General features: G+C 61.2%; 10 protein-coding genes. 9 read left to right on the top strand and 1 reads right to left on the bottom strand.

All coding sequences use genetic code 11. The annotated features are described in order from the left end of the window. Positions 1–19 precede the first annotated feature (19 nt). The 5 genes from rfaE1 (at position 20) to NXS98_RS12480 (ending at position 5069) form a co-directional block, all read left to right on the top strand. Positions 20–1048, top strand: coding sequence for a D-glycero-beta-D-manno-heptose-7-phosphate kinase (gene rfaE1, locus NXS98_RS12500; RefSeq protein ID WP_283845340.1), 1029 nt, complete (start codon positions 20–22; stop codon positions 1046–1048). Then, on the top strand, positions 1045–1824 hold the full coding sequence (gene panB / locus NXS98_RS12495) for a 3-methyl-2-oxobutanoate hydroxymethyltransferase (RefSeq protein WP_283845339.1): 780 nt from the start codon (positions 1045–1047) through the stop codon (positions 1822–1824). Before rfaE1 ends, panB begins: the two co-directional genes overlap by 4 nt. A gap of 53 nt (positions 1825–1877) precedes the next feature. Further along, a complete protein-coding gene (locus NXS98_RS12490) occupies positions 1878–3212 on the top strand; it encodes an FG-GAP repeat domain-containing protein (protein ID WP_283845338.1) in 1335 nt (444 codons plus the stop codon). 153 nt (positions 3213–3365) lie between these two features. Then, positions 3366–4595, top strand: coding sequence for a uroporphyrinogen decarboxylase family protein (locus NXS98_RS12485; protein ID WP_283845337.1), 1230 nt, complete (start codon positions 3366–3368; stop codon positions 4593–4595). Between the two features lie 210 nt (positions 4596–4805). Beyond that, the gene (locus NXS98_RS12480) at positions 4806–5069 is read left to right on the top strand and encodes a heavy-metal-associated domain-containing protein (protein ID WP_283845336.1); all 264 of its coding nucleotides are present in this window, start codon (positions 4806–4808) and stop codon (positions 5067–5069) included. Positions 5070–5192: 123 nt separating this feature from the next. On the opposite strand, the gene NXS98_RS12475 is transcribed toward NXS98_RS12480, so the two are convergent. After that, positions 5193–6632: a sodium:proton antiporter gene (locus NXS98_RS12475; protein WP_283845335.1), complete on the bottom strand. Its 1440-nt coding sequence runs from the start codon at positions 6630–6632 to the stop codon at positions 5193–5195. Positions 6633–6900: 268 nt separating this feature from the next. Between NXS98_RS12475 and NXS98_RS12470 the strand changes: the two genes are divergently transcribed. Genes NXS98_RS12470 through NXS98_RS12455 form a run of 4 tightly spaced genes read left to right on the top strand, consistent with a single transcriptional unit; the run spans position 6901 to position 11757 of the window. Next, entirely contained in the window at positions 6901–7878 is a 978-nt protein-coding gene (locus NXS98_RS12470) for an ABC transporter ATP-binding protein (protein ID WP_283845334.1), read from the top strand. 21 nt (positions 7879–7899) lie between these two features. Then, entirely contained in the window at positions 7900–8658 is a 759-nt protein-coding gene (locus NXS98_RS12465) for an ABC transporter permease subunit (RefSeq protein WP_283845333.1), read from the top strand. Positions 8659–8677: 19 nt separating this feature from the next. After that, complete coding sequence (locus tag NXS98_RS12460; protein WP_283845332.1) at positions 8678–10570, top strand: Gldg family protein; 1893 nt, start codon at positions 8678–8680, stop codon at positions 10568–10570. Then, positions 10567–11757, top strand: a complete 1191-nt coding sequence (locus tag NXS98_RS12455) for a DUF4340 domain-containing protein (protein WP_283845330.1) — start codon at positions 10567–10569, stop codon at positions 11755–11757. Before NXS98_RS12460 ends, NXS98_RS12455 begins: the two co-directional genes overlap by 4 nt. Positions 11758–11773 lie beyond the last annotated feature (16 nt).

Here is an 11773-nt window from a genome sequence, read left to right as displayed (position 1 = left end):
TGACCTGGGTTTTCGTTCCATGAACACAACGGCTCTTTGCCTTTCCCGCCAGCGCGTGCGCCAATGGTTGCAGCGCGCCGGCCGGGCGCGCCTGCTGGTGGTGGGCGATTTGATGCTCGACCAGTTCGTCTGGGGCCATGTTCATCGCATCTCCCCGGAGGCGCCCGTGCCCGTGCTGGAGTTTGTGCGCGAGAGTTTCATGCCGGGCGGCGCCGCCAACGTGGCGCGCAATCTGACCGCCCTGGGCGCGCGCGCCACCGTGGTGGGCGTGGTGGGCAACGATGCCGCCGGCCGGCAGTTGAAAGATTTGCTCGCCGCCGAGAAGGTGGACACCAGCGGCCTGCTCACCCTCTATGACCGGCACACCAGCATCAAAACCCGCATCATCGCCCACCAGCAACAAGTCGTCCGCCTGGACCGCGAAACCCGCGGCGATTTGAGCGCCTCGGCCACCCGCCGGCTGCTGGAGGCCCTGCGCCGCCATTTGGACCGGGTGGACGCCGTCATCGTGGGTGATTATGGCAAGGGCGTGGTCACCCAGCCGCTGCTCGATGAACTGAAACGCTGGTGCCGGGAGCGCGGCCTGTGGCTGAGCCTCGATCCCAAGCCCGTCCACCGGCTGGATTTGAGCCGGCTTTCGCTCATCACTCCCAACCGCAAGGAAACTTTTGAGCTGGCCGGGATGTCGGACGGCGCCCGGGGCCTGCCGCCAATGCAGGATGCCCCGCTGCTGCAGGCGGCGCGGGAGCTGTTGCAACGATTGCAACCCGCCCTGTTGCTGGTAACCCTCGGCGAGCAGGGCATGCTCTTGTGCCGGCGGGACCAGCCGCCGCTGCACATCCCCACCGTGGCCCGCGAGGTGTTCGATGTCTCGGGTGCGGGCGATACGGTCATTGCCTCCTTTACGCTGGCCATTGCCCTGGGCGCTTCGCCGGTGGAAGCGGCCATTTTCTCCAATCACGCCGCCGGCGTGGTGGTGGGCAAGGTGGGGACGGCGGCCGTCACGCCCGAGGAAATGCTGGCCAGTTTTGCCCCGCCCCGCGCATGAACGCTGTCGCCAAATTTACGGTGGCCGATTGCCAGGCGCGCAAAGGCCGGCACTCCATCCCGTTCCTGACCACTTATGATTATCCCATGACCCGGCTCCTGGACGAAGCCGGCGTCCCATTTTTATTGGTGGGCGATTCCCTGGGCATGGTGGTGCTGGGTTATCCGGATACCACCCAGGTCACGCTGGATGACATGGAGCATCACGTGCGCGCCTGTGCGCGCGCCCGGCCGCGGGCCCTCCTGGGCGCGGACCTGCCCATTGGCACGTACACCACGCCGGAGCAGGCCGTGGCCAGCGCCCGGCGTTTGCAGGCCGCCGGGGCGGAATACGTCAAGGCGGAGGGCGGGCGCGCCATCCTGCCGCAAGTCCGCGCGATTGTGGCTGCCGGCATCCCTTTCCTGGGTCATTTGGGCATGTTGCCCCAGCATGTGCGGGAAGAAGGGGGCTACCACGTCAAAGGCAGGCGGCCGGAAGAGGCCGCCGCCTTGGTGGCGGATGCCCGGGCGTTGCAAGAGGCCGGAGCCTTTGCGGTGGTGCTGGAGCTGGTCACGCCACCCGTGGCGGCGGAAATCACCCGCGCCCTGGCCATTCCCACCATTGGCATTGGCAGCGGCCCGGATTGCGACGGACAGATTCTGGTGATTCATGATTTGGTGGGGCTGTTTCCGTGGTTCACGCCGCGCTTTGTCAAACCCCAGGCCCAATGCGGGGCGGCCATCCGCCAGGCGGCGCAGGCATGGATGCAGTCCCTGCCAGGCAAGCCCGCCGCCTAGCAGGGCGGCAGGGCACGCTTGACCGGCGGGCCATTCCGGGCCACTAATAGGTCATGCAATACACCGCCTTTGCTTTACTGGCCGCCGGCGCGCTTGCCCTTCCCGCCGGCGCCGCTGATTACACCCTGCACGCTTTCCAAAAAATTCGCCTCACGGATGAGTTTTGGTCCGAGGGCGCGCATTTTGGGGATTTCAACCACGACGGCCACATGGATGTGGTGTCGGGGCCATTTTGGTACGCCGGCCCGGATTTCAAAACCCGCACCGCCTACCGGCCGGCGGACAAAACCTCGAAAATCAAAAAGCCCGATGGGACCGAGGTGACCATCGCCGGTTACAAGGGGGCGCTCGGCAATGAAAATGATTACTCCGACAATTTTCTCACCTACACCTACGATTTGAACGGTGACGGATGGATGGACATCATCATCTACGGCCATCCGGGCAAGGAAGTGTACTGGTACGAAAATCCACGCAACCAGGGTCAGGGCCCTTGGGCCAGGTACAAGCTGCTCGAGGTGCTGGACAATGAATCGCCCATGTTTGGCGACCTGACCGGCGACGGCAAACCCGAAATCATCTGCAACTCCAGCAAACCCGGCCAGCCCGGCCAGCTTGGCTACGCCACCCTCAATTGGGCCGACCCCAAACAGCCGGCCACTTTTCACCCGGTTTCCCCGCCAGACAAACGCTGGCACCGGTACACGCACGGCATCGGCTTCGGCGATGTCAACGGTGACGGCCGCAAGGATTTGCTCGAGCAAAACGGCTGGTGGGAGCAACCCGCCTCCCGCGAAGGCGACCCCTTGTGGACTTTTCATCCCGTGCCCTTTGCCCCCGGCCCGGGCGCCGCGCAAATGTGGGTTTATGATTTCAACGGGGACGGCCTCAACGATGTGTTCACCTGCCTGGACCCGCACAATCACGGCCTGGCGTGGTACGAGCAATATCGTGAAAACGGCGCCCTCAAGTTCAAGCAACATCTCATCATGAACAAAAAGCCGGCCGACAACAAATATGGCGTCCACTTCACCCAGCCCCACGCCATCGAATTGGTGGACATGGACCGCGACGGCGTGCTGGATGTGCTCACCGGCAAACGCTTCTGGGCTCATGGCCCCACCGGCGACACCGATCCCAACGCCCCCGCCGTGCTGTATTGGTTCAAAACGGTGCGGAACAAAGATAAAACGGTGGACTTTGTGCCTTATCTCATTGACAACGACTCTGGCGTGGGCACGCAAGTCACCTTTGGTGACCTGAACAAGGACGGCTGGCCGGATGTGGTGGTGGGCAACAAGAAGGGCACCTTTGTTTTCCTTCACCAAGTCCGTAAAGTCTCGGCCGCCGAATGGCAGGCCGCCCAGCCCAAACCACGGGTCCAATAAGCAACAAATACCTGTTCCGCGCGGCCCGGCCGGTTTTGTGACGGCCACAGGGACGGATGAACCCAGCCCGCGCGGCGTATTCCCGCGCGGCGATTGAGGGATAATCGAGGAAACCGGCTTGACCGTGTTGCCCCAGTGCATTGTCATCGTCTTATGACCTCACGTGAACGTGTTCTGGCCGCCTTGCATCATCAGGAGACGGACCGTGTCCCCATAGACCTGTCCGGCCATCGGTCCTCGGGCATTGCGGCCATAGCTTACGCGCAACTACGTCAATACCTCGGCCTGCCCCGGCGTCCCATTCGCGTGTATGACGCGGTGCAACAGCTTGCCATTGTGGACGAAGACGTGCTGCAACTATTCCATGTGGACACCATCGAACTAGGCCGCGCCTTTGCCCTGGAAGACCGGCACTGGCACGAGTGGACTTTGCCAGACGGCACGCCGTGCCTGATTCCAATCTGGGTCCAGCCCCAAAAGGAAAATGGCGAATGGGTGGTGCGCTCCGCTCGCGGCAACCTGCTGGCCCGCATGCCCGAAGGCTGCCTCTATTTCGAGCAGGTTCACTACCCCTTTGCGGAGGCGGATGACCTGGACCACCTGCCGGAGGCTTTCGAGGAAAGCATGTGGATGGCCATGAAATCTCCCCCCGGCCCCCTGGTGGCCGGGCCGGATGGCCCTCAAATCCTGGCCGAAGGCGCACGCCGGCTGCGCCAGCAAACCGACCGCGCCATCATCGGACTCTTTGGCGGCAACCTGCTCGAGACAGGCCAGTTTCTCTACCGTAATGATATTTTCTTCCTGCTCCTGGCCGGCCAGCCGCAGCGGGCGCATGAGTTTTTGGACCGCCTGGTGGCCCTGCACCTGGCCAATCTCGAACGTTTCCTCGGGGCGGTGGGAGAGTGCATTGACATAATTTTATTTGGCGATGACCTCGGCATGCAGCGCGGCCCCCAAATCTCCCCCGCCATGTACCGCGAATTTTTCCAGCCCCGGCAGCGGTTGATGTGGCGGCGCGTGAAAGAGCTGGCACCCCACGTGCGCATCATGCTCCACTGCTGCGGCGGCGTGCGCGAGCTGCTCCCGGGCCTTATTGAGGCCGGCATGGAGGCCATCAACCCCGTCCAAATCTCCTGCCGCGGCATGGACCCCGCCGAATTAAAACGCGACTTCGGCCCGCGCCTGACCTTCTGGGGCGGCGGCTGCGACACCCGCGAAATCATGGCCCACGGCTCGCCCGCCCAGGTCAAAGACCACGTGCGCCGGCTCCTGGACATTTGGCGGCCCGGCGGTGGCTACGTCTTCCAGCAGGTCCACAACATTCTCGCGGATGTGCCCCCGCAAAACATCGTGGCCATGTATGAGGCCGTCCTGCAGAGTTGAGAATCCGCCGGGCAGGTGAAAAGTTGCTGAAAACGCCTGCCGCCCGCTGCCATTACCCGGGGGTGGCGCCGCTGGTTTGCCGCGTTTCGTCAAGGGGGCGGAGGCCGCGGAAAAAATTTTTCCCCCGCCCTTGCGGAAAGGCAAAGCTGTGCCACTTTTCGCGTGTTGTCAGACTAATGCACAGTATTAACTCTTAAAATGATGCAAAATATGCGCAAATGGTTCGCTCTCGCCTCGGTGTTGGTCCTGGCGGCCGTGGCTGCCCAGGCTGAAACGGTGAATCTGAAAATTGAAGGCATGTCCTGCCCGCACGGATGCGTGGCCAAGGTGGACGCCGCCCTGGCCAAGGTGAAAGGTGTCACCGCCAAAAAGGTGGAATTGGGCAAGGCCGAAGTGACCTTCGACGAAAAGAAAACCAATCAGCGGGAAATTGTCGCCGCCATCAAGAAAGCCGGCTTCAAAGTAGTGAACTAAACATTTCCAGATTGGCCAGCCGCAAGCCTCTGAACGGCCAGCGTTCAGAGGTTTGCCTTTTTTAGGAGGCCAACCAATCAGCGCATTGGGTGGACGAGCGGGTGGAAGAGGGGTTGCGTGGGTTCAGCGGAAGAAGATTAGCCACACCACCGCCAGCACCGGCAGCAAAAACGGCAGGGTGAAGCGGTACACGTACTCAATAAACGTGGGCACGTGGACCTTTTGATGCTCGGCAATGGATTTGACCATGAAATTGGGACCATTGCCGATGTACGTACAGGCGCCAAAAAACACCGCGCCCACACTGATGGCCACCAGCAGCTTGACCAGCGCCGGATTGCCCAGGAGCAGGGCAATTTGCAGATGCTCGCGGCTCAGTCCGTGGCGGGCGATGGCTGGAACATCCATGATCTCCAATCCGGCAAGGATATGGCGGACGCTCGCGGCGTGGGGACCCGTCAAGGACTGCGGGTCCAGGGCCGGACCGGCGGCCAGCGCGTCACGGGCGGCCTGCACAATTTCCGGCGAGCCAAAACTTCCCTGGCAGGCGCTGAGGAAATTCAAATAAGTGGGCGCGTTGTCCAGCACGCTGGAGAGGGCGCCGCAGCCCCAGTAGTACAAAGTAGGGGTGGGCGTGCCCAGACGGGCGGCATGGTTTTGGAGGTAGTCCAGCGCGGGCATCATGGTCGAGAAAATGCCAATAAACAAAATGGCCACCTCCTGAATGGGATGAAAATTGAAATGATTGGCTTCATGAATCGAGCGGCGCGTCGTGAAATAAGAACCCAGCGCCGCGCCCACCATCAAGGCCTCGCGCAGGAAGGCGGGCTTATTGATGAACACCGCTCCCAGAATGACCGCCAGAAACCCCAGGTTGCCCAGTCCCTCAAAGCGCCATTGGTCGGCAGGCTCGGCCAGTTGCTGGCGCACCGCCTGCGGGGCGCGGCGGTAATTATGGCGGTCCAACCAATAAAAAATACACAGCAACAACCCCACCCCTGTAAGCCAGATGAGCCAGCAATGTTGCAACACCCACCAGAACGGAATGCCCTTGAGATAGCCCAGGAACAGCGGGGGGTCGCCAATGGGCGTCAGGCAGCCGCCCACATTGGAGACGATGAAAATGAAAAACACCACATGATGCTTGGTGATGCGGTATTTGTTCATGCGCAACCAGGGGCGGATGAGCAGCATGGAGGCGCCGGTGGTGCCCAGAAAATTGGCCAGCACGGCGCCCACGGCCAGAAAGACCGTGTTGGCCAGCGGCGTGCTCTCGCCTTTGACATGGATGTGGATGCCGCCAGAGACGACAAACAAGCTGCCGATGAGCGCGATGAAGCTGAGATACTCATGCGCGGTGTGCGCCACCGTGTGCCGGGCATCGCCGCCCAATCCCCACCAGTAATAAATCAGGGTGACGGCCCCGAGGGAAATGGCCACCTTGGGATAATGCCGCAGCCACCAGTGGGGACAGGCCAGGGGCGCCAGCGCAATGGTGGCCAGCAACACCACAAACGGCAGGATCATCCACGGGTTGGGATCGTACGTTGCCGCAAACAACATGCGCGTTACCTAAACGGGTTTGCGGACGCGGGTCAATGCGTTTGTGCCGGCGCGGGCCGCCCGCACCAGCCGGGGGAAGGCCAGCCCCCGTCCCTGCCGGTTGAAAAAATTTTTTGAACAAACGTTCATTTGCGTGTCTAATGCAGCGAAGGCCTTGACAGGCTGTGTATAACATTATGCCAGTCAGTGGTCTGAGGGACTTCTGGGTCCACACCCTGCGGGGTATCAACTGAGCGCCGGCGGACCCGCCGGCCGAACCAAGGCGAACATGATAACAGTCAACAATTTGGTCAAAACGTTTGGCGCCAAACGCGCCGTGAACGGGGTCTCGTTCACGGTGGAAAAAGGCGAGGTGCTGGGTTTTCTGGGCCCCAACGGCGCAGGCAAGTCCACCACCATGCGCATGATTACGGGCTTCATTCCGCCCACCGAGGGGACGGTGTCCATTGGGGGGCATGATATTGTGAATGACCCCATCGCCGCCAAGAAGCTCATGGGCTATCTGCCGGAAAACGCCCCCGCCTACACCGACATGACGGTGTACAGTTTCCTGAAATTTGCGGCGGAGCTGCGCGGTTTTTCGGGCGACAGCCTGCGCCAGGCGATTCACAAGGTGGTGGAGATGTGCTTCCTGGAATCCGTGCTGCACCAGAGCGTGGACACACTCTCCAAAGGCTACCGGCACCGCACCTGTTTTGCGCAATCCATCATCCACAATCCGCCGGTGTTGATTCTGGACGAGCCCACCGACGGCCTGGACCCCAACCAGAAACACGAGGTGCGCACGCTCATCCGGCGCATGGGCGAGACCAAGGCCATCGTGTTTTCCACCCACATTTTGGAGGAAGTGGAGGCCGCCTGCACGCGGGCCATCATCATTGACCGCGGCCAGATTGTGGCCAACGGCACGCCCGCCGAACTGAAGGCCAGGTCCGAACTGGCCGGCGCGGTGACGGTGCGGATTTACGGCGTGCCCGCCGCCCAGGCTTCCAGTGTGCTGGGGCAGGCGGCGCTCGCCCGGCGGGCGTCCGTGGTGAAGGAGGAAAACGGCTGCGCGTTGATGCGGGTCTATCCCCGCGACCCGGCCGCCCGGAACGGCGAGCTGGCCCGCCAGGTGGCGGAAATCCTGACCGGACAACACTGGAAATTTGACGAGCTGCACACCGAGGAAGGACGGCTCGACGAGGTGTTCCGCAGCATCACCATGCCGGACACGGCTCCGGCGGCGCAACCCGTCAAATCTTGAGCAGGAGGGAGAAAGGGCACTATGAATCTCGCGGAAGCATTGCATAACATTCAGTGCATTGGCCGGCGCCAGTTGGGCAGTTATTTCAACTCGCCGGTGGCGTATGTGTTCATCGTCATTTTCCTGCTGCTGGCGGGATTCTTCACCTTCATGGTGGGCGGATTCTTCCAGCGGGACCAGGCCTCCCTGGTGGCGTTTTTCATGTGGCACCCGTGGCTGTTCCTGGTGCTGGTGCCCGCGGTGGGCATGGGCCTGTGGGCCGAGGAGCGACGCCTGGGCACCATGGAGCTGCTGCTGACCATGCCGGTGACGGCCTGGCAGGCCATTGTGGGCAAGTTCCTGGCGGCCTGGGTCTTTCTGGCGGTGACGCTCGCGCTGACCTTCCCCGTCTGGATTACGGTGAACTACCTGGGCGAGCCGGACAACGGGGTCATTGTGTGCAGCTACATTGGCAGCCTGCTGATGGCCGGCGCCTGCCTGTCCATCAGCACCATGACCTCCGCTTTGACCCGCAACCAGGTGGTCAGCTTCATCATTTCCATCGTCATCATTTTGCTGCTCATCCTGGCCGGCTTCCCGCCGGTCACCGAGCTGCTCAAATCCTGGGATGTCCCGGCCGGGCTGATTTCCCTCATCGCCTCCACCAGCATCATGACCCACTTTGAGGGGTTCCAAAAAGGCGTGCTGGATTTGCGGGACGTGGTGTATTTCCTGTCGGTGATGGGCTTCTGCCTCTTCACCACGGGGGTGATTATTCGGAGCCTGCGTTCAGGTCATTAACTCTGGAGTGGATTCGCTCATGAAAAACCGGAATCTGGAGACCTTTTTGTACAGCACCCTCGGGGTGCTCATCATGTTCGGCATCGTGGTGGCGGTGAACCTCATCGCCGGCCTGCCCCGCACGCGCGTGGATTTGACCGCCGAAAAGCTCTACACGCTTTCCGACGGCACCCTTTCCATCCTGTCCAAGCTGGACGGCAAATTGAAAATCCGTTTCTACTGCACCCAGGATGACCCGGCCATGCCGGTGTCGTGGGCCAATTACGCCCGCCGCGTGGAGGACCTCCTGGCCGAGTACCGCAAGGTCAGCGGCGGCAAAATCGAAATCGAAAAGCTCAATCCCCAGCCCGACACCGACGCCGAGGATTTTGCGGCGATGGACAACGTGACCCCACGCCAGATTGACTTGGCCAACTCGGTGTACATGGGCCTGTCCTTCACCTACCTGGATGCCAAAACTTCCATTCCCTTCCTGCCCATCGAGCGGGAAAAGTTTCTGGAGTACGACATTTCACGGGCCATTGCGCAGGTGATCAATCCGCAGCGTCCCACCATCGGTTTGATGAGCAGCCTGCCGGTGTTCGGGATGCAGATGAATCCCTTCATGATGCAAATGGGCCAGCGCGGCCAGGAACCGTGGCTGTTTGTCACCGAACTGCAACGGGACTTCAACCTCAAGCAGGTCCAGATGGACGTGGACAAGATTGACGACGACATCAAAGTGCTCATCGTCCATCACCCCAAGAACATCTCCGAAAAGACCCAGTTTGCTATTGACCAGTTCCTGATGCGTGGCGGGCGCCTCATCGCGTTTTTGGACCCTTATGCCTGGACCGAAGGCCGGCGCAACCCGATGATGGGCGGCGCCCAGGGCGGCTCCACCCTCGACAAGCTGCTCTCCGCCTGGGGGCTGACCTTCGAGAACAACAAAGTCCTCGCCGACCGCCGCCTGCGCAATCCGGGCGTGCCGCCGGAGTTTCAGTTGTTCGTGCCGTCCCTCACGCCCGAGTACATCAAACAGGATGAAATCATCTGCGCCCAATTGGACAATGTCATGTTTGGCTGGCCGGGCGCCTTCAGCGGCACGCCGGTCGAGGGCTTGAAGATGGACGTGCTCATGCAAAGCTCCCCGGAGGCCGGTTTTGTGGACCGTTTCCTGGTGGAAATGTCCCCCGAAGGGGCCGCCAAGGAATTCAAACCGGGTGACAAACAAATGGCCCTGGCCGTCCGCTTGAGCGGCAAGTTCAAGACCGCCTTCCCCAACGGCAAACCCAAGGAATCCACGGACGAAGACAAGAAGGACGAAAACAAGGACAAGAAGGACGAAAAAGAGGCTGAGTTTCTCAAGGAAAGCAAGGAAGCCACCAGTGTCATCCTGGTGGCCGACGCCGACTTGCTCCATGAGACCTTCTACGCCCAGGTCCAGCCCATCGGCAACCAGAAGATTGTGATGATTTACAGCGGCAACCTCTCCTTCCTGCAAAACACGCTCGAGCTGCTCACCGGCGACAGCGCCCTGATTAACTCCCGCAGCCGCGCCACCAAGTCGCGCAACTTCACCGTCATTCGCGAAATGCGGGCGCGCGCGGCGCGGAGCCTGCAGGACCAGTTGCAGAAATTTGAGCAGGAGCGCCAGGAAATCCAGCGCAAGCTCAACGAATTGCAGGCGCAAAAAGACGCCAACCAGCGGTTTGTGCTCTCGCCGGAGCAGAAGGCCGAGCTGGAGAAGTACCGCAAGGCGCAGGCGGAGACCAACCGCCGCATCAAGGAGCTGAGCAAGGCGCTGCGCCGCGAAGAGGAATCGCTGGAGACGCGCCTGAAGGTCATCAACATTGGCGCCATGCCGCTGGTGGTGACCTTATTTGGCCTGGGATACGCTTTAATCAACCGTAAACGCACTGCCGCCAAATGAACCGCAAACAACTTGTTTTTCTGGTGGTGGCCGGCCTGATTCTCGGGATTGCCGGCTGGGCTTTGTATCGCTCGAATCAAAACCAGTGGAAGGCCTCCACCCGCACGCGCGAGGCCTACCTCCCCAATTTCCCCGTCAATGACGTGGCGGAAATCCGAATTCGCGCCGGCACCAATGAGCTGGTCCTGGCCAAGGCGGAAGGCCGCTGGGTCGTGCGCCAGCGCGCCAACTTCCCCGCCAGTTTCTCCGAAATTTCCGATTTCCTGCGCAAGCTGGCGGATTTGAAACCCGGTGACCCCATCGAGGTGGGCCAGAGCCAGTTGGGGCGGTTTGAATTGCTGGACCCGGAAAAGGGCACCAACGCCGCCACCCGCGTCGAGTTCAAAAACAAGGACGGCAAGGTGCTCGCCACGGTGTTGCTGGGCAAAAAGTACATGCGCAAAAGTCCCGCCGCCGGCCCGATGGGCGGCGGCGAATGGCCGGAGGGACGTTATCTCATGATTGCCGGCGACCTCGGCAGTGTGTGCCTGGTCAAGGAGGTGTTCAGCAATGTGGAGCCTAAACCGGAGTCGTGGCTCGACCGCGAGTTCTTCAAAATCGAAAAGGTGAAGGCCATCTCCTTCGTTTCCACCAACGCCACCAACTCCTGGAAAATCATGCGCGACAACGAGACCGCCGAGTGGAAGATGTCCAACCTGTCCACCAACGAAAACCTGGACACCGTCAAGGCCTCCAGCGCCGCGTCGGCTATGGCGTTTCCTTCGTTTTCAGACGTCCTGGAAAAGGGCGCCAAACTGGAGGAAACCGGCTTGAAGGAGCCGTCCACCGCCATCCTGGAGACCTTTGATGGTTTCACCTACACCTTGAAATTCGGCAAGCCCTCCGCCGATGGCAACAACTATCCCATGAGTTTTGCCGTGGCCTTCCAACCCGCCCAGAAAGAGCGCGTGCCGGGCAAGGACGAAAAGCCCGAAGACAAGGAGCGGCTGGACAAGGAGTTCAAGGACAACCTGAAAAAACTGCAGGACAAGTACGAAAAGGAAAAACAATTCGAGAAATGGGATTACCTCATTTCCAAGTGGTCCGTGGAGCCGCTCCTCAAGCCCCGCCATGAAATGCTGGTGGTCAAGGCGCCGGAAGCCAATGCCGGCGCCACCAACGCGCCTCCGGCCGCGACCAACCCATGAGTGTAATGAACGGGCA

Origin of the sequence: Fontisphaera persica, from assembly GCF_024832785.1 — a bacterium.
Taxonomy (GTDB): domain Bacteria; phylum Verrucomicrobiota; class Verrucomicrobiia; order Limisphaerales; family Fontisphaeraceae; genus Fontisphaera; species Fontisphaera persica.
The sequence above is the reverse complement of the archived record's forward strand: the minus strand, read 5'-3'. Positions and strand labels throughout refer to the sequence as shown.